Genomic DNA, 25,986 nt, shown 5'->3' with positions numbered 1-25,986 from the left:
CAGCCGATTTTCCCCAGCGGTACTTGCCATTCGTGTGCGGCGCAACGATGATGTGCGCCCCGCAACGGGGACGGCGGGCCTACCCTATCTCGGACGCCCCCGGCAGAAGCATTGCAGTCGCGCCGAACGGGCGTGCGGCGGAGCAAGATGATTGGTCTCGTACTCGTAACGCACGGACGCCTTGCCAGCGAATTCCGCGCTGCACTCGAACATGTCATGGGGCCGCAATCGCAGATCGAGACGATCACGATCGGGCCGGACGACGACATCGAGCAGCGTCGCAAGGACATCGTGGACGCGGTCGGCGTGGTGAACAGCGGCGGCGGCGTGGTGATCCTCACCGACATGTTCGGCGGCACGCCTTCCAACCTCGCCATCTCGGTGATGACCTCGCCGGACATCGAGGTGGTCGCCGGCATCAACCTGCCGATGCTGGTCAAGCTCGCCACCGTGCGCGGCGAAGTGCCGATGGCCGAGGCCGTGGCCCAGGCCCAGGAGGCCGGGCGCAAATACATCAACATCGCCAGCCGGGTGCTGGCCGGGAAATGAGCGTGACGACCGTCGCCCTTCAGCGCGAGCTCGCCATCGTCAACAAGCGCGGCCTGCATGCCCGCGCCTCCGCCAAATTCGTGCAGACGGTGGAGCGCTTCGACGCCGACGTGCGCGTCACCCGCGCCGGCGAGACGGTCGGCGGCACCTCCATCATGGGGCTGATGATGCTCGCCGCCGCGCCGGGGACCACCATCCTCGTCGAGGCGAGCGGGCCGCAGGCGCAGTCGGCCATCGACGCGCTCGACGCGCTGGTGTCGGACCGCTTCGGCGAGGGCGAGTGAGCCGTCCGCCGGCCTCGGTGCCTGTCATATAAAGACATCTTTATATCGTTATTGTAATTGCGGGGCATGGCTGCTATCACCCGGCCAGCTCATCCGCGCCACTTTGCGTCAGGCAGAAGGGAAGCCGCACCATGGCCTTTGCCAGCGAATACATCGTCAAGGACGTCAGCCTCGCCGATTTCGGCCGCAAGGAGATCGACCTTGCCGAGACCGAGATGCCGGGCCTCATGGCCATCCGCGCCGAATACGGCCCCGCGCAGCCGCTCAAGGGCGCGCGCATCGCCGGCTCGCTGCACATGACCATCCAGACCGCGGTGCTGATCGAGACGCTGAAGGCGCTCGGCGCCGACGTGCGCTGGGTGTCGTGCAACATCTTCTCGACGCAGGACCACGCGGCGGCCGCCATCGCCGCCGGCGGCACGCCGGTCTTCGCCTTCAAGGGCGAGACGCTGGCCGAGTACTGGGACTTCACCGCCAAGCTGTTCGACTGGCATGGCGGCGGCGTGCCGAACATGATCCTCGACGACGGCGGCGATGCCACCATGCTGGTGCATTACGGCCTGCGGGCGGAGAACGGCGATACCGCCTTCCTCGACAGCCCCGGCTCCGAGGAAGAGGAGATCTTCTTCGCCCTGATCAAGAAGCTGCTGGCCGAGAAGCCGAAGGGCTGGTTCGCCGAGGTGGCCGCCTCGATCAAGGGCGTCTCGGAAGAGACCACCACGGGCGTGCACCGCCTCTACAAGCTCGCCGAGCAGGGCAAGCTGCTGTTCCCGGCGATCAACGTCAACGACTCGGTGACGAAGTCGAAGTTCGACAATCTCTATGGCTGCCGTGAATCGCTGGTCGACGCCATCCGTCGCGGCACCGACGTGATGCTGGCCGGCAAGGTCGCCTTCGTCGCCGGCTTCGGCGATGTCGGCAAGGGCTCGGCGGCCTCGCTGCGCCAGGCCGGCGCGCGCGTCATCGTCTCGGAAGTCGATCCGATCTGCGCGCTGCAGGCGTCGATGGAAGGCTATGAGGTGGCCACGATCGAGGACGCGTTCTCGCGCGCCGACATCTATGTCACCTGCACCGGCAACCGCGACATCATCACCGTCGAGCACATGCGGCAGATGAAGGATCGCGCCATCGTCTGCAACATCGGCCACTTCGACAACGAGATCCAGGTCGCCGGCCTGAAGAACTTCAAGTGGAACAACATCAAGCCGCAGGTCGACGAGATCGAGTTCCCGTCGGGCAACCGCATCATCCTGCTGTCGGAAGGCCGGCTGGTGAACCTTGGCAACGCCATGGGCCACCCGTCCTTCGTGATGTCGTCCTCCTTCTCCAACCAGACGCTCGCCCAGATCGAGCTGTGGGCGCATGCCGGCAAGTACGACAAGAAGGTCTACACCCTGCCGAAGGTGCTCGACGAGAAGGTGGCGGCGCTGCATCTCGACAAGCTCGGCGTCAAGCTGACCAAGCTGCGGCCCGAGCAGGCGGACTATATCGGCGTGCCGGTGGAAGGCCCGTTCAAGCCGGAACACTACCGCTACTGATCGCCGTTTCCGGCCGATCCATGGAAAGGGGCGCCGTGCGGCGCCCCTTTTTCATGTCAGAGGTCCTTCTGCATGAAGACGAGGTCGAGGCGCTGGCCGAACTTGGTGCCGATGCCGAGCAGGCGGCCGGTCTCCTGGAAGCCGAGCCGCTGGTGCAGGGCGATGGAAGCGGTGTTGCCGCCGGTGATGCCGCCGATCATCACCTGCTTGCCGAGCGCGCGTGCCGGCGCGAACAGCGCCTCCACGAGGCGCCGGCCCAGCCCGCGTCCGCGCGCCGCCTCCGCCACATAGACCGAGTGCTCGACGCTGATGCGATAACCCTCGAACGGGCGGAAGTCGCCGAAGCTGGCATAGCCGAGCACCTCGGCGCCCTCGCTGGCGACGAGGACGGGAAAGCCCCGGTCGCGGCGATCCTTCAGCCAGGCGCGGCGGTTGGCGAGATCGACCGGGGTTTCGTTCCAGATCGCCGTGGTGTTGAGCGCGGCATCGTTATAGATGGCGACAATGCCGGGAAGGTCGTCTTCGTGCGCCTCACGCAGGGTCATCGTTGGGTCTCCGGTGGGTAATTGCGGTCCGCGCCTGCGTCCCTTCGCCCGCTTCGAATTTGCGTCACGGCCGCTGGAATGTGTGCGGCGCGCTCCCATATGCCATAAAAGCGGGGCGACCGCCGAGGAGGAAAGACCCAGGAATGAGCTCGACCGATCCGTTCGATCGAATGCGTTTCACCGTCAGGAAGGTGAGCTGGTGGCAGGTGGCGATCGTCGTCGCCGTGGCTCTGGCGCTCGGCACCGCGCTGGCGCTGGTGGCGGCCAGCGTGTTCCTCGTCGTCTTTCCGATCATCGTCATCGCCGGCCTCGCCTACCGCCTGTTCGGCGGCGCCAGGCGCGCCAGGAATGCCGGCGACCCGACCATCATCGAGGCGGAATACCGCGTGCTGACGCCGGAAGAGGCGGCGCGCTCCGAGGAGGAGCGCTGGGATTCCGACCGGCGCCTGCGCTGAGGCGCCGGCACCGCCGTCACTTCTCGACGAAGGCCTTCTCGATCACGAAGTCGCCCGGCTCCGTGGTGGAGCCTTCCTCGAAGCCCTTGTCCCTGAGAATGACGCGCATGTCGTCGAGCAGCTGCGGGCTGCCGCACAGCATGACGCGGTCGTCCTCCTTGTCGAGGGGGGGCAGGCCGAGATCGGCGAACAGCTTGCCCGAGGTGATCAGGTCGGTGATGCGGCCCTGGTTGCGGTAGGGCTCGCGCGTCACGGTGGGGTAGTAGACCAGCTTCTCCCGCACCAGCTCGCCGAAATACTCGTTATCCGGCAATTCCTCGGTGATGAAGTCCTGATAGGCGAGCTCGGCGACGGTGCGCACGCCATGGACGAGGATGACCTTCTCGTAAGCCTCGTAGGTCTCCGGGTCCTTGATCAGGCTCATGAAGGGCGCGAGGCCGGTGCCGGTGGAGAGCAGATAGAGCCGGCGGCCGGGCACCAGATAGTCGACCAGCAGCGTGCCGGTCGGCTTGCGCCCGACGATCACCTCGTCGCCGACCTTGAGGTGCTGCAGGCGCGAGGTCAGCGGGCCGTTCGCCACCTTGATCGAGAAGAACTCCAGCGTCTCCTCGTAATTGGCGCTGGCGATGGAATAGGCGCGCAGCAGCGGCTTGCCCTCCACCTGCAGGCCGATCATCACGAACTGGCCGTTCTTGAACCGCAGCGCCGGGTCGCGCGTCGTGGTGAAGGTGAACAGGTTGTCGGTCCAGTGGTGCACCGAAAGGACGCGCTCGTGGTGGAGATTGCTCATTTACAATCCGTATATGTGAAAACTTCCAAACAAACTGGAAGTGCATGTAATTCTTGGCGCCCGGTTTACTGCGCATTTGTGTCGCTGTCGACCCTTGCTTGCGCGTTTCGGGCGTGTCGATGGAACATGCGCGGTCGGGGCCATCCGACCATGAGGAGGATCAATGTTCAGTCACATCATTCTGGGCGCGCGCGATCTCGAGCGGCTGACTGCCTTCTACGACGCGGTGCTCGCGCCGCTCGGCCTCCTGCGCATCGACGAGCCCGATGATGGCGGGCCGCCCGGCTCGATGTGGGTGATGCCGGGACGCCGCTGGCCGCAATTCTTCGTGCAATTGCCGTTCAACGGCCTGCCGGCGACATGGGGCAACGGCACGCAGGTGAGTTTCGCCGCGCCCTCGCCGGCGGCGGTCGACGAAGCCTGGCGCGCGCTTGTCGCGCATGGCGGCAGGGACGAGGGGGCGCCGGGGCTGCGGCCGAGCTACGCGCCGGACTATTACGGCGCCTATGGCCGCGATCCGGAAGGCAACAAGCTGTGCTTCGTGCACCTGGCCGAGCTGGAGGATCTGACCGTTCGGCCGGGGGGCTGAGGATCGGCTCCCGTCACCGTCCCGCGTCGTTCTGCCGCTTGGCCTCGTACATCATCGCGTCCGCCCGCTTGACCACGCCTTCCAGCCGCTCGCCGGGCGCGCTGGTGGCCATGCCGATCGACAGGCCGAGCACGCTGGCGGAATAGAACTGGTTGTTGAGCGCCACCAGCTCGCGGATGTTCTCCATCACCGCGAGGCCGCCCTCCGCGTCGAGGCCGGGGAGCAGCACGGCGAACTCGTCGCCGCCGATGCGGGCGGCGCAATTGGGGTGGTCGACCGCCTTGGCCAGTATCTCGCCGGCCCGCCGCAGCAGCGTGTCGCCGGCGGCGTGGCCGAGCTGGTCGTTGACCTGCTTGAGGTCGTTCAGGTCGACCATGATGATGGTGACCGGGAACGGCCCGCGGCGCTCAAGGCGGTTCAATTCGTCGACATAGAAGGAGCGGTTGTAGAGCTTGGTCAGCACGTCGTGCTTGCCGAGATATTCGAGATAGGCCTCGGCCTTCTTGCGCGCGGTGATGTCGGTCAGCGCGACCTGCACCAGCGCCCAGTCCTCCTCATGCCCCGGCAGCACGGAGAACTGCAGGTGAACGTGCAGCATGTCGCCGCCCAGCGTGTAGTTCACCACCTCGCGGGTGTGGAAGATCTTGCCGTTCCACAGGTCGATGAGCTGCTCGCGGAAATGCCGCTGCATGTCCTCGCGGAAGACGTGCGCGGCGTTGGCCACTAGCTCCGCCGTGTTCGCCGCGCCGAACATCTCCAGCGTGTGCCGGTTGACGTCGATGATGCGGATCTCGCTGATGCAGCGCTGGACGAATTCCGGGTGCACGTCGGTGAACACCCGGAAGTCCTCGATGCCGCGCAGGCGGATATCGTCCATCAACTGCTTGATGGTGGAGAAATCCTCCACCCAGAGCGACACCGGCGAATGCTCGAACAGTCCCTCCGCGTAGCGTCCCGCGCTGGTGGCCTGGCGCCGCGCCGCTTCGCGTTCGGTGACGTCCTCGGCGGAGAGCAGCACGCGGTCGAGCGTCTCTTCGTGGCCCGGCAGGACGACGCCCTTGAGCTGGATGTCGAGCCGCTGGCCGGTCAGCGTGTAGTTGACCGCCTGGCTGGCGAAGCTGGTGTGGCCGTCCCAGAGCTGGGACAGCTCCTCGATATGCGTCATCAGCATGTCGCCGCGAAACACCTTGTCGAGGTTGCCGACGAGATGCTGCAGGCTCGACGCCTCGAACAGGGTCAGCGTGCGCCGGTTGACCTTCAGCACCCTGATGCGCTTCGAGCACTCGGCGACCCGCTCGGGACGCCCGCGCAGATGCTCGCGCAGCGAGGTGACGCCCTCGGCGCGCCAGCGGTCGAACAGCTCCTTGACGGCGCTGAAGTCTTCCAGCCAGAGAGAAATCGGCGCCAGCTCGAACATGTCGACATGTTCGTCGGCCGACGGCAGGTCGACCGTGCTGGCTTCCAGCGATACCACGCTCGACTTATTCGGCTTCATCGCGGAGCACACCGACCATGCTCATGAACGGATTGGCTGTTTCGGGAATTGACCGCGACCTGGAGAAGGCAGCGTCTGCAGCGGCTCGAAACCAAGGTAGAATGGGACCATTTAGTCCGAATTCCGATATAACTTACGGGAGATTCGTGGCCGCCGCAATGCGGCGTGGGCGTTCCGATCGCAGGTCGTCCGACGCGGACTTGCTATTGTATTATACCTGCGGATCAATTGCGCGATCCATCAAGGGGCCGATCCGGGTGCGACATGAGTGACATCGTCTGTATCTCTCCCATCGACGGCTCCGAACTCGCCCGTCGCCCGGCGGCTTCGGAAGTCGCGCTCGTTCAGGCCGTGACGGATGCCCGCGCGGCGCAGCGCGACTGGCGGCGGGTGCCGATCGCCGAACGCTCGGCCCAGGTGCTGCGCTTTCTCGACGCCATGCTGGCGATGAACCAGGAGATCGTGCCCGAACTCGCCCAGCAGATGGGCCGGCCGGTGCGCTATGGCGGCGAGTTCGGCGGCTTCGAGGAGCGCGTGCGCTACGTGGCCGAGATGGCGCAGGATGCGCTCGCGCCGGTCATTCCCCACGACGTGCGTCCGGGATTCACCCGCTACGTCAAGCGCGACCCGCTCGGCCTCGTGCTGGTCGTGGCGCCATGGAACTACCCCTATCTCACGGCGGTGAACACCATCGCCCCGGCGCTGATCGCCGGCAATGCGGTGCTGCTCAAGCACGCCGCGCAGACCATTCTGGTGGGCGAGCGCTTCCAGATGGCGATGGACCGTGCCGGACTGCCCAAGGGGCTGTTCACCAACCTTGTCCTGACCCATGACCAGACCTCGCGCCTCATCGGCTCCGGTGCGGTCGACTTCGTCAACTTCACCGGCTCGGTGGAGGGCGGGCGCGCCATCGAGCGGGCGGCGGCCGGCACCTTCACGCCGCTGGGGCTGGAACTCGGCGGCAAGGATCCGGCCTATGTGCGGGCCGACGCCGATCTCGACTTCGCGGTGGAGAATCTCGTCGACGGCGCCTTCTACAATTCCGGCCAGTGCTGCTGCGGCATCGAGCGCCTCTATGTGCACGAAAGCCTCTATGACCGCTTCGTCGAGGGCTTCGTCGCTCTCACCTCCCGCTATGTGCTCGGCAATCCGCTGGACGAGGCGACGACGCTCGGCCCGATGGCGCAGGGCCGCTTCGCCGATCTCATCCGCGGGCAGATCGCCGAGGCCGTGGGCAAGGGCGCGCGGGCGCATATCGACCCCGCCGCCTTCCCGGCCAATCGCGCGGGCACGCCCTATCTCGCGCCGCAGGTGCTCACCGGCGTCGACCATTCCATGTCGGTGATGCGGGACGAGAGCTTCGGTCCCGTGGTCGGCATCATGAAGGTGAAGGACGATGACGAGGCGCTGATGCTGATGAACGACAGCGTCTATGGCCTCACCGCCTCGATCTGGACCGCCGATCTCGCCGCCGCCGAACGGCTCGGGGAGGAGATCGAGACCGGCACCGTCTTCATGAACCGCTGCGACTATCTCGATCCCGGCCTCGCCTGGACAGGGGTGAAGGATACCGGGCGCGGCGCCTCGCTCTCGCGCATCGGCTTCGAGATGCTCACGCGGCCGAAATCCTTCCATCTGCGCCACGGCTGAGAATGCCGTAGCGGTGGGCGGCCTCGATGGCGAGGCCGGTGCCGACCGAGCCGAACGTATCGCCCTCGACGACGCGCGCCTGCGGCACGCTCGCCAGGATCGCCGCGCGCACATGGGCGAGCCGGGTCGAGCCGCCGGTGAGGAACAGCGCGTCGATGTCGCCGGTCTTCAGCCCCGCCTGGGCGAGGCAGATCGCCACGCGCCGGGCGATGCGCTCGGCGAGGGCGGCGGTGTGTGCGACCAGTTCCTCCGGGGTCAGCCCGACCGACAGCCCGGCTTCCAGCCAGCCCAGATCGACCTCGGCCCGCGCCGCCTCGGCGAGCGCGATCTTGGCGGCCTCCGCCTCCATGGCCAGCGTGTGGCCGCGCTGCTCCTCGATCACCCGGATCAGCCGCTCGACCAGCTCCGGGCGCGCCGCCTCGCGCCGCACCTCGTGCAGTTCGCGCACGGTGCGGGCGCCGTAGAGCCGGTTGATGCTCGACCACGTCGACAGCTCGTGGAAATAGCCGCTCGGCACGTCGCGCCCCGGCCGCTTCATCGGGCTGCGGAAACCGAGCAGCGGCATCAGCGCGCCGAGGCTGAGATGACGGTCGAAATCGGTGCCGCCGATGCGCACGCCGTCATTGGCGAGAATGTCGCCGGCGCGGTCGGCGCGGGCGCGGCGGGCCGGGCCGAGCCGGACGATGGAGAAATCCGAGGTGCCGCCGCCGATGTCGGCGATCAGCGCGATCTCCTCGCCGCCGACCTGCTGCTCGTAGTCGCGCGCGGCGGCGATCGGCTCGAACTGGGTGGAGACCTCGCGGAAGCCGATGCTAGCGGCGATGGCGCGCAGCGCGTCCTCGGCCTTGCGGTTGGCGGCCTCGTCGTCGTCGACGAAGAACACCGGCCGGCCGAGCACCACCTGATCGAGCACGGCCGGGGCCGGTGCCGCGCCGGCCTCTTCCTCGGCACGCGCTTTCACCGTGCGCAGAAAGTCGGCGATAACCTCGCGAAAGCCGATGGCGCGCCGGCCGATCTGCGTCTTCTCGTCGATCAGCGCGCTGCCGAGCACCGCCTTGAGGCTGCGCATCAGCCGCCCGTCCTCGCCGTCGACATAGCGCGCCATCGCCGCGCGGCCGATGGAGAGCGTGCCGTGCCGGTCGTAGAACACCGCGCTCGGCACCGTGACCTTGCCGTCCTCCAGCGCGGCCAGCACCGGCCCGCCGCCACGCCAGAGGGCGAAGGTGGTGTTGGAGGTGCCGAAATCGAGGCCGCAGAACGCCATGTCGAACTCCCGCCGGAAAGGCACCGGATGAAACGCTGAACCGCGCGCCGAAAGGGGCGCCTTCCTAAAGGCTTCAGGTCGCAGGTTCAACTGACATGCTGTTGACGGCGCGTGCCGGAGGCGCCACAGCTTGAGCGTAAAGCAGAGAGGAATTGCGCCGTGACCTTGCATAACTGGACGATGAAGCACTCGATCGCCGTCGTGGTGATCACGCTCCTGGCCGTCGGCGCCTTCCTGTTCAGCTGGACCTGAGCGGCGGCACACGCGCCGCGCTTCTGGCCATTGTCACACTCAGCCCCTATCTGAAGCAGGTTCCGGTGCGGCGGCTCTCGCGGCACGTCCTGCGGCGGGGCACGCAGCCGGATGCTGCCCGGGAGGAGTGTCGCCCGCCGTGCTTTCCCAACCGCCGACCGACGAGAGTGCCGATGCCGGCCCGGCTGACCGGCTGGACGACACGTTGCGGCTGTCCGAAGTTCTGATCCGGATCGCCAGCGACACGACGCGCGAGCGCATCGCGGTCGGCGACCTGCTGAAGGCGATGCAGGAGCGCGCCTTCGGGCCGCTGATGCTGATCTTCGCCCTGCCCAACGCGCTGCCGACGCCGCCGGGCACCTCCTCCGTGCTGGGCGCGCCGCTGGTGTTCCTCACCGCGCAGCTCGCCCTCGGACGTTCGCCCTGGCTGCCGCCGATCATTTCGAGGCGGTCGATCGCCCGCAAGGATTTCGCCGCCTTCGTCGCCAAGGCGACGCCCTGGCTCGCCAGGGCGGAGGGCCTGCTGCGCCCGCGCCTGGGCGTGCTGGCGCACCCGCCGGCGGAGAATATCGTCGGGCTGATGTGCTTCGTGCTGGCGGTGGTGCTGGTGCTGCCGATTCCGCTCGGCAACATGCTGCCGGCGCTGGCCATCTGCATTCTGGCGCTGGGCATCCTCGAGCGCGACGGCGTCTGGGTCGTCGTCGGCATGGCCCTCGCGGTGGCGTCGCTCGGCATCGTCTCGGGCGTGGTCTGGGCCTTCGTGAAGGCCGGCCTGTTCCTGCTCAGGAGCCTTCTCGGCTGATCCCCGGCGCGCCGGTCGCGGCGGGTTCAGCCGTGCAGGCGGTAATTCTCCAGCGCGCGGGTGAGCATGTCCAGGCACTCCTGCGCCTGCTCCTGGCCGGTCGTGTCGCCGTGCAGCCGCGTGGCGAGATCGCGAAGATCGCGGATCGCGACATCCACGGCGGTGAGGATGTCGATGTCGAGCTCTGACTCGGGCTCGGCGAGGCGGACAGGAAACGGTATTACGTTACTCATGCGACTGAGACTCGTGTTGGGCGAATCGCCTTGGCGTGCTTTTCGTGACGATGACCTGAATTGGTTAATGACCCCCTCCCGTTACCGTGGTGCGGCCGCCGACGGAAACGGCGCGGGTCATCGGAGGGTATACGGTCAATATACAGTCAATACATGATTGTATTGACATTGAATGCCGTCATTACTAGCTATTGATCGTATCGTGCCGGCGACGACGCGTCCCGGTGCGGAGAGGAGATGCCGTCATGCTCGCCCGTTCCCCCACAGATCCGGCCAGCGCCGACCGGACCTATCCCCGCCTGTCGCCCTTCGAATGCGGCATGCGCGGCTGCTGCCCGCGCTGCGGCCAGGGCAAGCTGTTCGACGGCTTCCTGAAGCTGGCGCCGCGCTGCGAGGCCTGCGGGCTCGACTATTCCTTCGCCGATCCGGCGGACGGCCCGGCCTTCTTCGTCATCTGCTTCGTCTGCGTGCCGGCGGTGCTCTTCGGGCTGTGGCTGGAAGTGGCCTTCCAGGCGCCCTATTGGGTGCACCTCGTCACCACGCTGCCGGTGATGCTGCTCACCTGCATCCCGCCGCTGCGCCCGCTCAAGGGCTGGCTGGTGGCCAGCCAGTACTACTACAAGGCCGAGGAGGGGCGTCTCGTCTCCGCCGTCGCGGACGTGCCGGACGACGCCCCCGGCTCAGTCCGGCCCGGCTGACCGATCGGGCGCCCCGGATCCCGGCCCCGTGTCGCGAAAGCGCGCCGGGTGCAGGCCCGCGGCGCGCAGGTCCTCGCCGCAGGCCTTAGAGGCCAGATAGGCGAGTTCCCGCTCGCGCGGCTCCAGCAGCGGGTCGAGGCGGCGCAGTTCCTCGTCGACGGTGCCGGGATGGCAGTGCACGAGGATGCGCTCCCCCGGCCCGGCGAGGCTGGCCCGGAACACCGCGCGATAGGGTGGGTCCGGGGTGAAGCCGTAGAGGCCGCGAAAGCTGTCATTCGTGGCGATGCCGGCACGGCCGGCCGCCGCCGCGCTGCCGGCGCCGAGCCGGCCGATGATCATCGCCTTGCGCAAGCCCACCCCGCGCCGGCGCGCCCAGGCGGCGGGCTCGGTGCAGTTGCGCAGCCAGGGCGGCCGGCCGGGATAGCGTGCCGCCATTTCCTCGATGACGATGCCGCGTATGCCGGGCAGCGCATGCGCGTGCTGGTGGCCGTCGAGGAAATCGGGCGGGGCGCCCCATGCGTCCTCGAAGGCATCGAGCTGCGCGCGCAGCTCGTCGCGCAGCGCCGCGCGCGGCAGGGCGCCGGCGAGCGCGCGCAGGACCAGCGTGCCGATCTCCGGCAGCCGCCCGTCCCGCGCCAGGCCGCGCGCCGGCGAGAGCGCCCGCTGCCCGGTGAGGGTGAGGTGCAGGCCGATATCGGCGGGGTGCGCGCGAGTGAGCGCGCGCAGCCCCTCGGCCCGCCGCCTCCATGCGGCGAGCCCCGTCATGGCGCCGGTGGCCGAGAGCCGGCCGCGCTCGATCAAGGTCTCGATGGCGTCGCACACGCCGCCGCTCAGGCCGTAGTCGTCGGCGCAGATTACTATGGCTTTCAGGTCATCATCTCCTGATCTCACCCGAACAAACAAATATCACAATCCGATCATACGTCATCGCAAGCTTCTCGAAGGCTGGAAGCGAAGTGAAGATTTGATGGCCGCCTGCCGCCACGGCAGGTATCAAGTAAAAACAGCCTCCATCCATGGCGAAAACTTACCTTACGTCGCCCGTCCTGATCTCGATCGTCGTGCCCGTCTATAACGAGGCGCGCTGCCTGGAGGCGCTGCACGCGCGGCTATGCGCCGTGCTCGACGCCTATCCGGACATGCGGCGCGAGTTCATCTTTGTCGATGACGGCAGCGGTGACGGCAGCTTCGAGCTGCTGACCACGCTCGGCTGGCGCGATCCGGCGGTGAAGGCGCTGCGCTTCGCGCGCAATTTCGGCAAGGAATCGGCGATGGCCGCCGGCCTGCGGGCCGCAACGGGCGATGTCGTCGTGCTGATGGACGCCGACCTGCAGCATCCGCCGGAGGTCATAGCCGACATGATCCGCAGCTGGCGCAACGGCGCGCAGATGGTCGTCGCCGTGCGCCGCTCGCGCCAGACCGACGGGCTCGGGCGGCGGCTGTTCACCCGTGGCTTCTACCGCTTCTTCCGCGCCCTGTGCGAGGTGGAGATTCCGGAAGGGGCCGGCGATTTCCGCCTGTTCGACCGCCGCGTCGTCGACGCGATCAACACCCTGCCCGAGCGCAACCGCTTCATGAAGGGCATGACCAGCTGGGTCGGCTTCCGGCAGGAGGAGGTCGCGTTCGAGGTGGCCGAGCGGGCCGGCGGCGTCAGCTCCTTCAGCACGTTGCGGCTGCTGCGCTACGCCATCGACGGGCTGTCGTCCTTCTCGATGGTGCCGCTGCGCGTCTGGTCGCTGATCGGCGTGGCGCTCGCCGGGCTGTCCGGCCTCTACGGGCTCTATCTCATCGGCGAGGTGCTGCTGTTCGGCGTGCGCACGCCGGGCTTTCCCACCATCATGGTGAGCATGCTGTTCGTCTCCGGCGTCCAGCTCATCAGCCTCGGGGTGATCGGCGAGTATGTCGGGCGGATCTTCACCGAGGTGAAGCGCCGCCCGCTCTATCTCGTCGCCGACGAGATCGGCTTCGCCGCGCCGGCCGCGACGGCGGCGCCGCCCCTGTCGCCGCATCTCCCGTCATCCCCGGATTCATCGCGTGCCGACCACCGGCATGTCCCCGCGCTCGTGCCGGACGGGATCGCCTCGTGAGCCTGCGGAGTTCGGAGCATTTCACCGCCGCCGGCCCGGTTCCCCCGCTGGCGCGCGGCTGGCGCCCGGTGTCGCCTGCGCGACTGGCAAGCCTCGCCTTCTTCGCCGTCGTGGCGGCGTGGATCGTCCTCACCTTCCGCGATTACGGCATCAGCAATGACGAGCCGGTGCAGCACACCTATGGCCAGCTCCTCCTCGCCTGGTATGCGAGCGGCTTCGCCGACGACCGGGCCTTCCACTACATCAACCTCTATCTTTATGGCGGGCTGTTCGACCTGATCGCCGCCGGCCTCGATCCCTATGTGCCGCTGCCGCTCTACGCGTGGCGCCATCTGCTCTCCGCCGGTTTCGGCTTCCTCGGCCTGATCGGGACGTGGCGCCTCGGCAAGCTGCTCGGCGGCGAGAAGGCGGGCCTTCTCGCCGCGTGCTTGCTCGCCTTCACCGGCATGTATGGCGGGGCGATGTTCACCCACACCAAGGACGTGCCGTTCGCGGCGGCGATGGTGTGGAGCCTCTATTTCACGACCCTGTTCGCGGTGGAAATGCCGGCCCTGCCGCGCTGGCGCACCGCGTTCGGGCTCGGGCTCGCCATCGGCTGCGCGCTCGGCCTCAGGGTCGGCGGGGTGTTCGCGGTGTTCTACCTCGTGCTCACCCTCGGCGCGGCGACGGTGCTGCTGCGCGACATCGGCCTGCCGCTGCGCCTGCCGCTGCGCCTGCTGCCGCGCCTCGTCGTCGCGGGCCTCGTGGCGCTCACCCTCATGGCGGCGACCTGGCCCTGGTCGGTGCTGCCGCCGACCAACCTGTTCAAGGCGATGGGGGCGTTCAGCAACTTCACCTTCGAGCTGGAGACGCTGTTCAACGGCCAGCTCCTGCCGATCGACAGCATCCCCTCGACCTACATGCCGGAATACCTGCTCATCAAGCTGCCGGAGGTGACGCTGCTCGGCCTGCTCGCCGGGCTGGCGGCGGCCCTGCTGGCGGCGCTGCGGCTGGTGCGCGAACACCGCGTAGCGGCGGCGGCGCTCGTTCATCCGCGCCGCATTCTCGGCTTCCTGCCGCTGCTGCTGGCGGTCGCCGTGCCGGTGGTCTTCACCCTGCTCGCCGACCCGCCGCTCTATAACGGCATCCGGCACTTCCTGTTCGTGCTGCCGCCGGTGACGGTGCTGGCCGCGCTCGGGCTGCAGGCGGCGTGGCGCGGGCTGTGGCGCCGGTCACCTCTGGCGGGCGGCGGCTTTGCGGTGGCCGCGCTGGCGCTGCTGCTGTTCAACGTCTCCACCTTCCTGCGCCTGCATCCTTACGAGTATGTCGCCTACAACCAGCTCGTCGGCGGCACCGCCGGCGCCTGGGGACGCTTCGAGGGCGACTACTGGTCGACGAGCCTGCGCGAGGCGGCGCTGGCGCTGCGGCAGGGCACCGAACGGGAGAACCTGCCCGGCCGGCGCTACAAGGTCGCGGTCTGTGCCGAGGACGTTCAGGCCCTGACCTATCTCGGCCCGAATTTCAGCGCGGTCGAGGATTGGGACGATGCCGACTTCCTGCTCGCCGCCCGCAATGTGGGCTGCGACGAGGCGCCGGGCCTGCCCTATGCGACGGTGAGCCGGATGGGCATTGCCCTCGCCTCGGTGATGGACCAGCGCCTGCGGCACCCGCCGGTGGAGGCGCCGTTGCCGGACAAGGACAATAAGGGGCTCGATCTCGCTCCCCCGGCGGTCTCGCTGAAGGATGCCGGGCCGCAGGTCGCCAAGGCGAAGCCGTGAGGGAAGGCGCATGAGCGGTGCGTCGATGAGGCGGGAGGGAAGGGCCGCGGCGCTCAGGACGCAGCTCCTCGTGCGAGCGCGCCATGTCCTGCTCTTCGCTGCTCTCGGCGGGGTCGGCACGCTCGCCCATTATACCGTGCTGATCGGCCTGGTGCAGGCCGGCGCCGCCGGGCCGGTGGCGGGGTCGACCGCCGGCTTCCTCGTCGGCGGGTTGGTGAACTACCAGCTCGGCCGCCGCTTCGTCTTCCGCTCCGGCCGGCCGCATCGCGAGGCGCTGGCGCGCTTCTTCGCGGTCGCCGGCATCGGGCTGGCGATGAACGCCCTGCTGATGGCGCTGCTGACCGGGATGCTGGGTGCGCCTTATCTGCCGGCCCAGCTCCTCGTCACCGGACTGCTCGTGCTCTGGCACTATGCCGGCAACGCCCTGTGGACGTTTCGCGAGACCCGGCGCCCGCCCCCGCCGCGAATCCCGGGGCGCGCGGCTGAGAGTTCCCGAGACGCGGCTTGACTCGCGCGCCGGAACGAGTCGTCTTATAGAACAAAACAGGAACGATTTTGAGCGTGCTTCTCATGGACACGATCCGCGATATCGACGCGCTGAGGCAGATGCTCGCCGGGCTGGAGGCGGAGCGCCTGCCCGGCGCCGCTTCCAGCTTCGGCCTCGGCGCCGCCGGGCCGCAGGCGGACGGCGCGAGCCTCGCCATGGGCGCGCTGCACGAGGTGCAGGCCGCCCATGGCGCCGACCTGCCGGCCGCCACCGGCTTCGCCCTGGCGCTGGCGCTGCGGGCCGTCGCGGCGACGGGCGCGCAGGCCCGGCCGATCCTCTGGGTGCGGCAGGACCTCGTCGATGTCGAGCTCGGCCGCCTCGACGCGCCCGGCCTTGCCGCGCTCGGGCTCGATCCGGCCCGGCTGATCCTCGTGCGGGCACGGGACGCGGCCGACGTGCTGCGCGCGGCGGGAGACGCGGTGCGCTGCCCGGGCCTCGGCGCCCTGCTGGTCGAGCCCTGGGGCGAGCCGAAGGCGCTCGACCTCACTGCCACGCGGCGGCTGTCGCTGCGCGCGGCGTCCTCCGGCGTCACCAGCTTCCTGCTGCGTGCCGTCGCGCGGCCCACGCCCACGGCGGTGGCGACGCGCTGGCGGGTGGCGCCCGCTGCCTCGGTGCCGCTCGGGGCGGAGCGGGAGGCCAACGCGCCGGGCGGACCGGCCTTCGCGGTGACGCTGCTGCGCCATCGCGGCGGCGAGGGGGCCCGGCCGGTGGAGGGCGGCACCTGGAATCTGGAGTGGGACCATGAGACATGTTCCTTCCGCGACCTCGCCCCGCTACCTCGCGCTGTGGTTCCCGTTCCTGCCGGCCGACCGGCTGGAACGGCTGCGGCGGCACGCGGGCCTGCCGGGGCGGAACGCGGAGAGCTCGTCGCGTTCCGCCGCGCCGGCTGACGCCGCGTGGAGGGCGGGGACACGGGCAGGCGAGGCGCATCCGGGCGACGCATGCGCGTCCGATCCGCTTGCGCGCGATCCGCTTGCCCCCGATCCGTTTGCGCCGGCGCCGCTCGCCTTCGTCGAGAAGGCGGGCAGCGCGCTGCGCCTGGCCGCCATCGACCGCGTCGCGCGCCGCGCCGGCCTCGCCCCCGGCCTGACGCTGGCGGATGCCCGCGCCCGCTTTCCCGATCTCGCCGTCGTCGACCATGACCCCGTCGCCGACGCGGCTTTCCTTGAGAGCGTGGCGGATGATTGCGACCGCTGGACGCCGCTGGTCGCGCTCGACGCGCCGGACGGGCTCACCCTCGACATCACCGGCTGCGCGCATCTGTTCGGCGGCGAGGCGGCGATGCGCGCCCGCCTGCTCGCGCATCTGGGGCGGCACGGCCTCGGCGCCTGCGCCGTCATCGCCGGCACGCCGGACGCCGCGCGGGCGCTGGCGCGCGCGGGCCTGGGCGGAGTGGTCGCGCCGGGCGGCGAGGCGGCGGCGGTCGCCGGGCTGCCCATCGCCCGGCTCGGGGTGGACGAGGAGACGGTGACGGGCCTTTCCCGCGCCGGGCTGAAGACCATCGGCGATCTCGCCGCGCGTCCCGGCACGCCGCTCGCCGCCCGCTTCGGCATGGAGCTGCTGGTGCGCCTGCGGCGGACGCTGGGGCACGAGGATGTGCGCATCGTGCCGCGCCGGCCGCTGCCGGCCTGCATCGCCGAGCGGCGCTTCGCCGAACCCATCGCCCGCACTGAGGACATCGAGGCGACGCTCGGCCTGCTGATTGACGATCTCGCCTTGATGCTGGAGGCACGGGGCGAGGGCGGGCGGGCCTTCGAGGCCTGCTTCTTCCGCACGGACGGCGCGGTGCGGCGCCTGCGGGTCGAGACCGCGCGGCCCCTGCGCGGCGCGCCCGTGCTGCGCCGGCTCTATCGCGAGCGGATCGAGACGCTGGCCGATCCCCTCGATCCGGGCTTCGGCTTCGATCTGGTGCGCCTGTGCGTCCTGCGCGCCGAGCCGCTGAACCCGGCGCAGGTGAGCCTCGACGGTCGCGCCGTGGAGGAGGAGGAGGTCGCGGCGCTGATCGACCGGCTCGCCGTGCGGCTCGGGCGCGAGCGGGTGCTGCGCTTCCTCCTGCGCGACACCCACGACCCCGACCGCGCCAGCGCGCTGGTCCCGGCGGCCGAAGTGCCGTCTCCCAACCTGCCGTCCTCCAACCTGCTCCCCGCCGACGCGCTGCCGGAAGGGCGGCCCCGGCCGCTCACCCTGTTCGATCCGCCCCAGCCCATCGAGGCGCTGGCCGAGGTGCCGGACGGTCCGCCGCTGCGCTTCCGCTGGCGGCGCGTGGTGCACGAGGTCGCCCGCGCCGAGGGGCCCGAGCGCATCGCCCCGGAATGGTGGCGTGTGCCCGAAGGCACGCCGACGCGCGACTATTACCGGGTGGAGAACCGCCAGGGGCGGCGCTTCTGGCTGTTTCGCGCCGGCCTCTACGAGCGGGAGCCGGGGCGCGAATGCGCCGCGCCGCGCTGGTTCCTGCACGGCCTGTTCCCGTGAGGCGGTCATGAGCGCGCCTTTCTTCGCGGAACTCGTCGCCGCCTCGAACTTCTCCTTCCTGCGCGGCGCCTCGACGGCGGCGGAGCTGGTGGCACGGGCGATCGCGCTGGGTCATGCCGGCCTCGGCATCGCCGACCGCAACACGGTGGCCGGCGTGGTGCGGGTCTATGCGGCGGTGAAGGAGGTCGAGGAAGCCCTTCGCGCCGATAGCGGCGATCCCGGCGCGCGGCTCCCCTTCACCCTCGCGGTCGGTGCCCGGCTGGCCTTCGCGGACGGCACGCCGGACGTCGTCGCCCATGCGCAGACGCGCGCGGGGTGGGGCCGGCTGTGCCGCCTGCTCACCGCCGGCAATCTGCGCGCCGCCAAGGGCGCGTGCCTCCTGCGTCTCGACGACCTGCTCGCCGATGCGCGCGGGCTCTCGCTCATTCTCATGCCGCCGGATGAATTGCCGGCTAAGCGATTGGCAAGTCTCGGCGAGACGCTGGCGAGGCTCGACGAGGCGGCGCCCGGCTCGCTCTGGCTCGGCGCGGCGATGCGGCGGCGCGGCGACGACCGCCGCCGCCTCGCGGCCCTGGGGGCGCTCGCCGCCAAGACCGGCGTGCCGTTGCTGGCCACCAATGACGTGCTCTACCACCACCCGGAGGCCCGCGACCTGCAGGACGTGCTCAGCTGCATCCGCGAGGGCGTGAGCATCGAGGCGGCGGGCCGGCTTCTGCAGGCCAATGCCGAGCGGCACCTGAAGCCGCCGGGCGAGATGGCGCGCCTGTTCCGCGACGCGCCGCAGGCGCTGGAGGAGACAGGCGCCTATCTCGCCCGCATCGACTTCTCGCTGGGCGAGCTGAAATACGAGTACCCCGAGGAGCCCGTGCCGCCCGGCTACACGCCGCAGGGCCGGCTGGAGGAGCTGACCTGGCAGCGTGCGGCCATCCGCTATCCGGACGGCATTCCCGACAAGGTGGCGCGCCAGCTGAGGACGGAACTCGATCTCATCGACGAGCTTGGCTATGCGCCCTATTTCCTCACCATTCGCGACATCGTCGATTTCGCCGAGCGTCATCGCATCCTCTGTCAGGGGCGCGGCTCGGCGGCGAATTCCGCCGTCTGCTACGTGCTCGGCATCACCGCCGTCGATCCGGCAACCAGCAATCTGCTCTTTTCCCGCTTCATCGCCCGCGAGCGCAATGAGCCCCCGGATATCGACGTCGACTTCGAGCACGAGCGGCGCGAGGAGGTGATCCAGTACATCTATGAACGCTATGGCCGCGCGCGTGCCGGCATCGTCGCGACCGTCATCTCCTATCGGCCGCGCAGCGCCATCCGCGACGTCGGCAAGGCGCTCGGCCTCACCGAGGATGTCACCTCCCGCCTCGCCGGCACGATATGGGGAAGCTGGGGCCGCGACATCGAGGACGGCCAGGCGCGCGAGGCCGGGCTCGACCCCGGCAATCCCACGGTGGCGCGCGCCATCGCCTTCGCCGCGCGCCTCATCGGCTTTCCACGTCATCTCTCCCAGCATGTCGGGGGCTTCGTCCTAAGCCAAAACCGGCTCGACGAGACGGTGCCGATCGGCAATGCGGCGATGGAGAAGCGCACCTTCATCGAATGGGACAAGGACGACATCGACACGCTCGGCCTGCTCAAGGTCGACGTGCTGGCGCTCGGCATGCTCACCTGCATCCGCAAGTCGCTCGACCTGATGGAGGAGCACGAGGGGGTCGACTGGGGACTTGCCGAGGTTCCGAAGGAGCAGACGGACGTCTACGACATGCTGTGCCGGGGCGATTCCATCGGCGTGTTCCAGGTGGAGAGCCGGGCGCAGATCAACATGCTGCCGCGCCTCAGGCCCAGGAGCCTCTACGACCTCGTCATCCAGGTCGCCATCGTCCGTCCCGGCCCGATCCAGGGCAACATGGTGCATCCCTATCTGCGCCGGCGGGACGGGACCGAGCCCGTCACCTATCCCTCGCCGAAGCCGCCGCATCCGCGCGACGAGCTCAAGGGCGTGCTCGCGCGCACCCTCGGCGTGCCGCTGTTCCAGGAGCAGGCGATGCAGCTGGCCATGACGGCCGCGGAATTCACCGATGTGGAGGCCAACCAGCTGCGCCGCGCCATGGCGACGTTCCGCCATCTCGGCATCATCGGCGCGTTCCGCGACAAGCTGATCGACGGCATGGTGAGGCGCGGCTATGAGCGCGCCTTCGCCGAGCGCTGCTTCGAGCAGATCAAGGGCTTCGGCGAATATGGCTTTCCGGAGAGCCACGCGGCCTCCTTCGCCAAGCTGGTCTACATCTCCTCCTTCATCAAATGCCGCTACCCCGCGATCTTCGCCTGCGCGCTGCTCAACTCCCAGCCCATGGGCTTCTACGCCCCGGCGCAGATCGTGCGCGACGCGCGCGAGCACGGGGTCGAGATACGCGCCGCCGACGTCAATTACAGCTTCCACGACAACACGCTGGAGCGCGACGGGCGCGGCGCGCCGCTCGCTTTGCGCCTCGGCCTGCGGCAGATCGACGGGTTCGGCGCGGCGTGGAGCCGGCAGCTTGCGCAGGCACGGGCTGGGGGCTTCATCTGCGACGTCGAGACGCTCGCCCGCCGCTCGCGCCTGCCAGTGGCGGCGCTCGCCAGGCTGGCGGATGCCGACGCCTTCCGCTCGATGGGGCTCGACCGGCGCGCGGCGGCCTGGGCCGTGCGCCGCCTGCCGGACGACGCGCCGCTGCCGCTCTTCGCCGCCGCGCAGGCGCGCGAGCTCGGCGAGGACCCCGATGCGCATCTCCCGCTCATGCCGCTGCCCGAGCAGATCGCGGTCGACTACCAGACGACGCGGCTGTCGCTGAAGGGCCATCCCATGGGCATGCTGCGCGCGGTCTTCGCCGCCGAGGGCATCGCGTCGAGCGCCGAGGTGGCGGGCCTGCGCGACGGCGCTTATGTCCGCGCCGCCGGCGTCGTGCTGGTGCGCCAGCGGCCGGGCAAGGGCAACGCCGTGTTCATGACGCTGGAGGACGAGAGCGGCATCGTCAACGTGCTGCTGTGGACCCGGCAGTTCGAGCGCTACCGGGCGCAGGTGATGGGCGCGCGCCTCGTCGTGGTGGAGGGGCGGGTGCAGAAGAGCAAGGAAGGCGTCGTCCATGTGATGGGCGAGCGGGTGTTCGACCGTTCCGCCGAACTCGCCCGCCTGTTCGACGCTCCCCCCGGCCTGCCCGCCGGCCTGCCCGTCCGCCTGCCCCCGCCGCCGGTCGATCCGGGCCGCGACGGGCGGGCGCGCGCGCCGTCCTCCGCCGATCACGGGATGAGCGAACGCGGCCCCGGCCACCGCCATCCCCGGCAGGTGCGCATCCTGCCGAAATCGCGCGACTTCCATTGAGCCGCGCGTGCCCTGTCGCGCGCGGCGCGATTGATGCTAGACCGGCGCGACACGGCGCGCGGCGCGCCCCGCAGGAAAGATGAGGAGACACCCGCCATGGTCGGCCGGTTCGACGATTGGGAGAAAGACGAGAAGGGCCATCTCAAGGTGTGGCCGATGCTGGCCTTCACCACCGCCCTGTTCGGCGCCGAGAGGGTCGGCCTGCGCATCGAGATCGGCGCGCAGCAGCCCAAGCCCGGCGAGCCGGTGCCGGCGCTCCAGCTGGTGCTCGATCCTTCCCAGGTGCGCCAGCTCGCCGAGGCGCTGGCCGAGGCCGAGGCGCGCCTCGCCGACGCGCATTTCACCACGCTGACGCGCCCCGGCAACGCCTGAGGGGCGGGAGCGGGGCATTCTTCGAGGCTCGCAGAAGCCCTGCGCCTTCTCTCCACCCGTCATTCGGGTCGATCCCGGCTCGGTCCGGCGGACCGTCCGGGATGACGCGTGTTCGCGCGAGGCGCCGCCTTACGCCGCCAGGAACTGCGCGTCGGCCTGGTCGAGCCGGCGCCGGATCTGCGTGACGATGAGCTGTTCGTCCGGCAGGCAGTTCTCATAGGTCAGCCGCTCGCCGGCCTTGATCGGCTTCAGCACCCGGGCGCGCTCGGCGAGGCCGAGCGGCAGGGCGAAGCTGTCGCGCGCGTCGCGCCAGCCCATGGCATAGCCGCGATAGTCGTACTCGCCGATCTTGCCGAGCACGTCGCCGGGATTGAGGTTGCGCTTGGCCACCGCCGTGCATTCCGCCACCGGGTGGTCGAGCACCTCCATGTCGCGGGTGCCGTGCATCACCGCGCGCACCGCCGAGAGCGGCACTTCCAGGCTGGTGAGGTGATAGGGGCGGATCAGCGCGAAGCAGGGCCCCGGTCCCACCTTGAGGTCGGCCATGCGCTCGATCACCCGCGGATGGCGCGGCTTGACGATGCAGAACACGCCCGGCGCCACGCCCTTGCCCAGCGTGTAGTCGACCACGCCGGAGCGCGAGAGGATGCCGCCATCCTCCTTCGTGCAGAGCACCTGCGCCAGCTCGTCCTTGTCGGCCGCCGGCCCGTGCATGCCCGGCACGTCCGGCACCAGGCCGGTGGCGTTGGCGAGCGCCGTCATCTCCACCATGGTCTTCGAGCCGTCGATGAACTCGACCAGCATGCGCGGATTCATGTTGCGCGCCTTCGCCTCCTCGGCGAACTCGTCGGGCACGGCGTCCGGCTTGAAGGCGTTGTTCTTCGCCTTGCCGGCGCAGACGATCTCGAAGCCGAGCGACTGGGCGAAGCCGATCAGCTCGATGGTGGCGGCGGGCTCGTCGCCGGCGGCGCCGGTCAGCACCACGCCGGCCTGGCGGGCCTGCTGTTTCAGGTAGCGGCCGATGGTGATGTCGGCCTCCACGCTCAGCAGCACGACATGCTTGCCGTTGCGGATCGCCTCCAGCGAGACCAGCGTGCCGATGTTCGGGCTACCGGTGGCGTCGATCACCACGTCGATGCGCCCGCTCGCGCACATGGCGCGGTAGTCGTCGGTGATGACGAAATGCCCGGCCTCGATGGCCCGGTCGATCGTGTCGCTCGTCGAGGCGGTGACGATGTCCTCGCGGCGGTGGCCGGCCATCAGCGCGGCGTCGATGGCGGCCTGCGGGTTCAGCTCGGTCACGGCGCCGATGCGCACGCCCGGCATCAGCGCGGCCTGCACGATGAGGTCGGTGCCCATCTGGCCGGCGCCGGCCAGACCGATCGTCACCGGCCCGTGCGTTGCGGTCCATTGTTCCAGTTCGGCGGCGAAACCCGACCGCACGATCCCGCTTGCACCGAGCATACGCTCAACCCTTCCCTAAGGCCCCGCGCCCGCGCCTTGTGGCGAAAGCGTCACCTTGTCTTCGGTACTCGACATTTGTTCCGAGGCAAATAGCGCCGATTCGGTCCGTACCGCCATTGCGCATTCAATAAACGGCGCCGACCTCTTCCAGTACCGCGGCGGCGGTGACCTCGTCGGTGATGAACACGGTCGGCTGCAGCATGCGCAGCGCGGCGATCACCGCCCGCGCCTTGCCCGGCCCGCCGGAGGTGAGGATGCGCTCCGGCGTCGCCTGCAGCGTCTCGATCGGGATCGACATGACGCGGGTGTTGATCGGGTGGTCGATCGGCCGCCCCTCTATGTCGATGAAGTTGTAGACGACGTCGCCCACCGCGCCGGCCGCCACCAGCGAGGCCCAGTCGGCATCGGAGAAGAAGCCGAAGCGCAGCGAGGTGCTCTCCGAATCCATCTCGCCGACGCTCAGCACCACCGCGTCCATCTCGCGGGCGAGGTTGTAGACCGTGCCGAGGCCGCAGCGCTCGATCAGCGCCTTCTTGGTCTCGATGCTGTCGACGATGGCGGGGGCGGCGATGAGGTGGCAGTCGGCCTGGAACAGGCGCGAGAGCTGCCAGGCGAATTCCGACGGGTTGTACTGCTTGGCCTTGGTGATGCCGCCGAGCAGCGAGATGACGGAGAGGTTGGTCACCGCCTTCTCGTCGATGAAGCCGAGCGCGCGCATCAGCGTGCGGCCCCAGCCGAAGCCGATCTTCATGTCGGAGCGGATGAAGTCGGAGATGAACTGGCCGGTCGCCGCGCCGATGGCGCTGGTCGGGTCGGCGAGCGGGCCCGACAGCGGCGCCACGACCGCCTCGCGCAGGCCGAACGTCTTCTGCAGCCCCATCTCCAGCCGCGGCAGCTCGGCGATCTCGCGGCTCAGCGAGATCTTGACCTCGTTGAGCTGGCGGGCGTCGGCAAGCAGGCGCACCACGGTGACGCGGCCGATATCCAGCGCGTCGGCGATGGCGCTCTGCGTCATGCCCTCGACATAGTACATCCAGGCCGCGCGCAGGCGCAGCCGCGCCGAGCGCCGGCCCGTCGGGCTGAGATCGGTGAGCGATTGCGGCTCGCTCAGGCCGCCCGGCCTGGTCGTCGCGGCTCCTCCCGACATAGGCACCCTTCCCCCCGAATGACGCTTTCGCGCTGCTATAGAGGAGCGCGGCCGCATCTTCAAATAGCGCCGGGGGCGGCAAATGGCGCCGGGCGGGGCGTGGCCGCCCGGCTTTACGCAAAAACCCGCTTGTCCCGGCGGCGCGCACGGGGCACGGTGCCCGGCCTAAGGCACTCGTGGTCCCGGCATGTCCAGCACTGAAGATAAACTGAAGCTCGAAGAATTTCTCTGCTTCGCGGTCTATTCGGCCAACCACGCCTTCAACCGCGTCTACAAGCCGATGCTGGACCGGCTTGGGCTGACCTATCCGCAATATGTGGCCATGGTCACGCTGTGGGTCGAGGACGGGCTGACCGTCGGCCAGATCGGCGACCGGGTGCTGCTCGAGACCAACACGCTCACGCCGCTGCTCAAGCGCCTCGAGAGCGCCGGGCTGGTGCGCCGGGTGCGCGACGTCGCCGACGAGCGCCAGGTGCGCATCCACCTGACCGAGAAGGGCCGGGCGCTGCGCCAGGAGGCCCAGTGCGTGCCGCGCGAGATGGGCATGTGCCTCGACCGCGACGCCGAGTCGCTGGGCGCGCTGACCTGCGAACTCACCAAGCTGCGCGACAAGCTGCTCTCGCGCCTCAAGCCGTAGCCTCGCTGCCCGCCGCCGCCTCCTCCTGCAGCCCGATCTGTCCCTCGATGAAGCGGCGGTGCCGGGCGATCTCGCCGGCCAGGAAGTCGAGAAAGGCGCGCACGCGCGGCGAATGGCGCAGGTCCGGATGGGTCAGCAGCCACAGATCGGCGGCATAGTCGTCGTCCGGCGGGCCAAGGCGCACCAGTGAGGGCCGGGCATCGCCGATCAGGCACGGCAGATGGCCGATGCCGATGCCGGCCTCCACCGCCTCGGCAATGCCGAGGACGCTGTTGATCTTGTAGGCGACCTTCTCCGCCGGCACGTTCTCCTGCACGAACTTGACCGTCTTCAGCGCGCCCAGGCTGTCGCCGAGCGAGACCCAGTTGCAGGCGTCGAGCTGCTCGGGCGAGACGGCGCCGGGCTCGGGGAAGTCGACGGCGCGCCCGTAGAGCGCCCAGGCGATGCGGGCGACGCGTCTTCCGACGAGATTTTCCGGCGGATTGTCGGTGGCGCGCACCGCGACGTCGGCGTCGCGCTTCGACAGGTTCAGCGGCTGGTTGCTCAGCACGATGTCGAGCCGCACCTCCGGGTAGCGCTCGCGGAAGGTCGCCAGCATCGGCATCAGCAGGTGGATGAGCAGCGAATCCGGCGTCGTCACCCTGAGTTCGCCCGAGGGCGCGGGCTCGCGGCCGGCGAGCTTGCGGCCGACGGCGGTGATCTCCTCGTCGAGCCGGTTGGCGAGCGCGACCATCTCCTCGCCGGCGGGGGTGAGCGCGTAGCCGGTGCGGTGGCGCTCGAACAGCAGCGTGCCGAGCTGCTCCTCGATCTGCTTGAGCCGGCGGAACACGGTGGAGTGGTTCACCCCCATCGCCACCGCCGCCGATGGCAGCCCCTTGGCGTCGGCCACCGCCTTGATCAGCCGGAAGTCGTCCCAGGCGAGATTCTTGAAAGGCTCGGCCATGCTGCTCCCCGAGTCGCCGCAAATGCTCAACGTGTTGCGAAATAAACGAATTAGT

The 25,986-nt window shown here is 69.4% G+C and carries 25 protein-coding genes; 16 read left to right on the top strand and 9 right to left on the bottom strand.

Going from position 1 to position 25,986, the window contains the following annotated elements; genetic code table 11:
• Positions 1–147: 147 nt before the first annotated feature.
• From AC1PZ7_RS01040 to ahcY, 3 genes are all read left to right on the top strand, one after another.
• Positions 148–549: a PTS sugar transporter subunit IIA gene (locus AC1PZ7_RS01040; protein ID WP_482357666.1), complete on the top strand. Its 402-nt coding sequence runs from the start codon at positions 148–150 to the stop codon at positions 547–549.
• The gene (locus AC1PZ7_RS01035; protein WP_482357665.1) at positions 546–833 is read left to right on the top strand and encodes an HPr family phosphocarrier protein; all 288 of its coding nucleotides are present in this window, start codon (positions 546–548) and stop codon (positions 831–833) included. The genes AC1PZ7_RS01040 and AC1PZ7_RS01035 overlap by 4 nt, the downstream gene beginning before the upstream one ends.
• A gap of 131 nt (positions 834–964) precedes the next feature.
• The gene (gene ahcY / locus AC1PZ7_RS01030) at positions 965–2,371 is read left to right on the top strand and encodes an adenosylhomocysteinase (RefSeq protein WP_482357664.1); all 1,407 of its coding nucleotides are present in this window, start codon (positions 965–967) and stop codon (positions 2,369–2,371) included.
• 56 nt (positions 2,372–2,427) lie between these two features.
• Here the strand turns inward: ahcY and AC1PZ7_RS01025 are convergent, their stop codons facing one another.
• Positions 2,428–2,916: a GNAT family N-acetyltransferase gene (locus AC1PZ7_RS01025; RefSeq protein ID WP_482357663.1), complete on the bottom strand. Its 489-nt coding sequence runs from the start codon at positions 2,914–2,916 to the stop codon at positions 2,428–2,430.
• A 143-nt stretch (positions 2,917–3,059) separates the two neighbouring features.
• Here AC1PZ7_RS01025 and AC1PZ7_RS01020 point away from each other — a divergent pair, with 143 nt between their 5' ends.
• Entirely contained in the window at positions 3,060–3,371 is a 312-nt protein-coding gene (locus AC1PZ7_RS01020; RefSeq protein ID WP_482357662.1) for a hypothetical protein, read from the top strand.
• A 16-nt stretch (positions 3,372–3,387) separates the two neighbouring features.
• Here AC1PZ7_RS01020 and AC1PZ7_RS01015 read toward each other — a convergent pair whose 3' ends face one another.
• Complete coding sequence (locus tag AC1PZ7_RS01015; protein WP_482357661.1) at positions 3,388–4,161, bottom strand: ferredoxin--NADP reductase; 774 nt, start codon at positions 4,159–4,161, stop codon at positions 3,388–3,390.
• 163 nt (positions 4,162–4,324) lie between these two features.
• Between AC1PZ7_RS01015 and AC1PZ7_RS01010 the strand changes: the two genes are divergently transcribed.
• Positions 4,325–4,750 (top strand): VOC family protein, encoded by a 426-nt coding sequence (locus AC1PZ7_RS01010; protein WP_482357660.1) that lies wholly within the window; start codon positions 4,325–4,327, stop codon positions 4,748–4,750.
• A gap of 13 nt (positions 4,751–4,763) precedes the next feature.
• Here AC1PZ7_RS01010 and AC1PZ7_RS01005 read toward each other — a convergent pair whose 3' ends face one another.
• On the bottom strand, positions 4,764–6,245 hold the full coding sequence (locus tag AC1PZ7_RS01005; RefSeq protein ID WP_482357659.1) for a sensor domain-containing diguanylate cyclase: 1,482 nt from the start codon (positions 6,243–6,245) through the stop codon (positions 4,764–4,766).
• Positions 6,246–6,509: 264 nt separating this feature from the next.
• Between AC1PZ7_RS01005 and AC1PZ7_RS01000 the strand changes: the two genes are divergently transcribed.
• Entirely contained in the window at positions 6,510–7,895 is a 1,386-nt protein-coding gene (locus tag AC1PZ7_RS01000) for an aldehyde dehydrogenase family protein (protein ID WP_482357658.1), read from the top strand.
• Here AC1PZ7_RS01000 and AC1PZ7_RS00995 read toward each other — a convergent pair.
• Entirely contained in the window at positions 7,858–9,159 is a 1,302-nt protein-coding gene (locus tag AC1PZ7_RS00995) for an Hsp70 family protein (protein WP_482357657.1), read from the bottom strand. The genes AC1PZ7_RS01000 and AC1PZ7_RS00995 overlap by 38 nt on opposite strands.
• A gap of 391 nt (positions 9,160–9,550) precedes the next feature.
• Between AC1PZ7_RS00995 and AC1PZ7_RS00990 the strand changes: the two genes are divergently transcribed.
• Positions 9,551–10,213 (top strand): exopolysaccharide biosynthesis protein, encoded by a 663-nt coding sequence (locus AC1PZ7_RS00990; protein WP_482357656.1) that lies wholly within the window; start codon positions 9,551–9,553, stop codon positions 10,211–10,213.
• Between the two features lie 26 nt (positions 10,214–10,239).
• On the opposite strand, the gene AC1PZ7_RS00985 is transcribed toward AC1PZ7_RS00990, so the two are convergent.
• Positions 10,240–10,446, bottom strand: a complete 207-nt coding sequence (locus AC1PZ7_RS00985) for a hypothetical protein (RefSeq protein WP_482357655.1) — start codon at positions 10,444–10,446, stop codon at positions 10,240–10,242.
• 245 nt (positions 10,447–10,691) lie between these two features.
• Between AC1PZ7_RS00985 and AC1PZ7_RS00980 the strand changes: the two genes are divergently transcribed.
• A complete protein-coding gene (locus AC1PZ7_RS00980; RefSeq protein WP_482357654.1) occupies positions 10,692–11,144 on the top strand; it encodes a DUF983 domain-containing protein in 453 nt (150 codons plus the stop codon).
• Here the strand turns inward: AC1PZ7_RS00980 and AC1PZ7_RS00975 are convergent.
• Positions 11,127–11,966, bottom strand: coding sequence for a ChbG/HpnK family deacetylase (locus tag AC1PZ7_RS00975; RefSeq protein WP_482357653.1), 840 nt, complete (start codon positions 11,964–11,966; stop codon positions 11,127–11,129). The two genes, AC1PZ7_RS00980 and AC1PZ7_RS00975, sit on opposite strands and share 18 nt — an antisense overlap.
• A gap of 194 nt (positions 11,967–12,160) precedes the next feature.
• On the opposite strand from AC1PZ7_RS00975, the gene AC1PZ7_RS00970 reads away from it, so the two are divergent.
• The 7 genes from AC1PZ7_RS00970 (at position 12,161) to AC1PZ7_RS00940 (ending at position 21,740) form a co-directional block, all read left to right on the top strand.
• The gene (locus AC1PZ7_RS00970; protein WP_482357652.1) at positions 12,161–13,231 is read left to right on the top strand and encodes a glycosyltransferase family 2 protein; all 1,071 of its coding nucleotides are present in this window, start codon (positions 12,161–12,163) and stop codon (positions 13,229–13,231) included.
• Positions 13,228–14,988: an ArnT family glycosyltransferase gene (locus tag AC1PZ7_RS00965; protein WP_482357651.1), complete on the top strand. Its 1,761-nt coding sequence runs from the start codon at positions 13,228–13,230 to the stop codon at positions 14,986–14,988. The genes AC1PZ7_RS00970 and AC1PZ7_RS00965 overlap by 4 nt, the downstream gene beginning before the upstream one ends.
• A gap of 10 nt (positions 14,989–14,998) precedes the next feature.
• Positions 14,999–15,496 carry a GtrA family protein gene (locus tag AC1PZ7_RS00960; RefSeq protein WP_482357650.1) on the top strand — a complete coding sequence of 166 codons (498 nt, stop codon included), beginning with the start codon at positions 14,999–15,001 and terminating at the stop codon, positions 15,494–15,496.
• A gap of 53 nt (positions 15,497–15,549) precedes the next feature.
• Positions 15,550–16,425, top strand: a complete 876-nt coding sequence (locus AC1PZ7_RS00955; RefSeq protein ID WP_482359538.1) for an ImuA family protein — start codon at positions 15,550–15,552, stop codon at positions 16,423–16,425.
• A 196-nt stretch (positions 16,426–16,621) separates the two neighbouring features.
• Positions 16,622–18,007, top strand: coding sequence for a Y-family DNA polymerase (locus AC1PZ7_RS00950; RefSeq protein WP_482359537.1), 1,386 nt, complete (start codon positions 16,622–16,624; stop codon positions 18,005–18,007).
• A 7-nt stretch (positions 18,008–18,014) separates the two neighbouring features.
• Positions 18,015–21,368: an error-prone DNA polymerase gene (locus AC1PZ7_RS00945; protein ID WP_482357649.1), complete on the top strand. Its 3,354-nt coding sequence runs from the start codon at positions 18,015–18,017 to the stop codon at positions 21,366–21,368.
• 96 nt (positions 21,369–21,464) lie between these two features.
• Positions 21,465–21,740: a hypothetical protein gene (locus AC1PZ7_RS00940; protein WP_482357648.1), complete on the top strand. Its 276-nt coding sequence runs from the start codon at positions 21,465–21,467 to the stop codon at positions 21,738–21,740.
• A gap of 129 nt (positions 21,741–21,869) precedes the next feature.
• On the opposite strand, the gene AC1PZ7_RS00935 is transcribed toward AC1PZ7_RS00940, so the two are convergent.
• Both AC1PZ7_RS00935 and AC1PZ7_RS00930 read right to left on the bottom strand, forming a co-directional pair.
• Positions 21,870–23,204 (bottom strand): NAD(P)H-dependent oxidoreductase, encoded by a 1,335-nt coding sequence (locus AC1PZ7_RS00935; protein WP_482357647.1) that lies wholly within the window; start codon positions 23,202–23,204, stop codon positions 21,870–21,872.
• Positions 23,205–23,328: 124 nt separating this feature from the next.
• Positions 23,329–24,351: a sugar-binding transcriptional regulator gene (locus AC1PZ7_RS00930; RefSeq protein WP_482357646.1), complete on the bottom strand. Its 1,023-nt coding sequence runs from the start codon at positions 24,349–24,351 to the stop codon at positions 23,329–23,331.
• Between the two features lie 187 nt (positions 24,352–24,538).
• Between AC1PZ7_RS00930 and AC1PZ7_RS00925 the strand changes: the two genes are divergently transcribed.
• Entirely contained in the window at positions 24,539–24,988 is a 450-nt protein-coding gene (locus AC1PZ7_RS00925; protein WP_482357645.1) for a MarR family winged helix-turn-helix transcriptional regulator, read from the top strand.
• On the opposite strand, the gene AC1PZ7_RS00920 is transcribed toward AC1PZ7_RS00925, so the two are convergent.
• Entirely contained in the window at positions 24,978–25,931 is a 954-nt protein-coding gene (locus AC1PZ7_RS00920) for a LysR family transcriptional regulator (RefSeq protein WP_482357644.1), read from the bottom strand. The genes AC1PZ7_RS00925 and AC1PZ7_RS00920 overlap by 11 nt on opposite strands.
• Between the last annotated feature and the right edge of the window lie 55 nt (positions 25,932–25,986).

This window comes from Ancylobacter sp. TW_SC_1 (assembly GCF_056836805.1).
This window is presented reverse-complemented; position numbering and strand designations above follow the sequence as displayed.

Coding starts and splice junctions, on each gene's coding strand:
- AC1PZ7_RS00930 (WP_482357646.1), bottom strand. CDS start 24,351: ATGTCGGGAGGAGCCGCGACGACCAGGCCGGGCGGCCTGAGCGAGCCG.
- AC1PZ7_RS00945 (WP_482357649.1), top strand. CDS start 18,015: ATGAGCGCGCCTTTCTTCGCGGAACTCGTCGCCGCCTCGAACTTCTCC.
- AC1PZ7_RS00960 (WP_482357650.1), top strand. CDS start 14,999: ATGAGCGGTGCGTCGATGAGGCGGGAGGGAAGGGCCGCGGCGCTCAGG.
- AC1PZ7_RS00925 (WP_482357645.1), top strand. CDS start 24,539: ATGTCCAGCACTGAAGATAAACTGAAGCTCGAAGAATTTCTCTGCTTC.
- ahcY (WP_482357664.1), top strand. CDS start 965: ATGGCCTTTGCCAGCGAATACATCGTCAAGGACGTCAGCCTCGCCGAT.
- AC1PZ7_RS01020 (WP_482357662.1), top strand. CDS start 3,060: ATGAGCTCGACCGATCCGTTCGATCGAATGCGTTTCACCGTCAGGAAG.
- AC1PZ7_RS01005 (WP_482357659.1), bottom strand. CDS start 6,245: ATGAAGCCGAATAAGTCGAGCGTGGTATCGCTGGAAGCCAGCACGGTC.
- AC1PZ7_RS00995 (WP_482357657.1), bottom strand. CDS start 9,159: ATGGCGTTCTGCGGCCTCGATTTCGGCACCTCCAACACCACCTTCGCC.
- AC1PZ7_RS01025 (WP_482357663.1), bottom strand. CDS start 2,916: ATGACCCTGCGTGAGGCGCACGAAGACGACCTTCCCGGCATTGTCGCC.
- AC1PZ7_RS00935 (WP_482357647.1), bottom strand. CDS start 23,204: ATGCTCGGTGCAAGCGGGATCGTGCGGTCGGGTTTCGCCGCCGAACTG.
- AC1PZ7_RS01000 (WP_482357658.1), top strand. CDS start 6,510: ATGAGTGACATCGTCTGTATCTCTCCCATCGACGGCTCCGAACTCGCC.
- AC1PZ7_RS00920 (WP_482357644.1), bottom strand. CDS start 25,931: ATGGCCGAGCCTTTCAAGAATCTCGCCTGGGACGACTTCCGGCTGATC.
- AC1PZ7_RS00970 (WP_482357652.1), top strand. CDS start 12,161: ATGGCGAAAACTTACCTTACGTCGCCCGTCCTGATCTCGATCGTCGTG.
- AC1PZ7_RS01040 (WP_482357666.1), top strand. CDS start 148: ATGATTGGTCTCGTACTCGTAACGCACGGACGCCTTGCCAGCGAATTC.
- AC1PZ7_RS01035 (WP_482357665.1), top strand. CDS start 546: ATGAGCGTGACGACCGTCGCCCTTCAGCGCGAGCTCGCCATCGTCAAC.
- AC1PZ7_RS01015 (WP_482357661.1), bottom strand. CDS start 4,161: ATGAGCAATCTCCACCACGAGCGCGTCCTTTCGGTGCACCACTGGACC.
- AC1PZ7_RS00985 (WP_482357655.1), bottom strand. CDS start 10,446: ATGAGTAACGTAATACCGTTTCCTGTCCGCCTCGCCGAGCCCGAGTCA.
- AC1PZ7_RS01010 (WP_482357660.1), top strand. CDS start 4,325: ATGTTCAGTCACATCATTCTGGGCGCGCGCGATCTCGAGCGGCTGACT.
- AC1PZ7_RS00940 (WP_482357648.1), top strand. CDS start 21,465: ATGGTCGGCCGGTTCGACGATTGGGAGAAAGACGAGAAGGGCCATCTC.
- AC1PZ7_RS00980 (WP_482357654.1), top strand. CDS start 10,692: ATGCTCGCCCGTTCCCCCACAGATCCGGCCAGCGCCGACCGGACCTAT.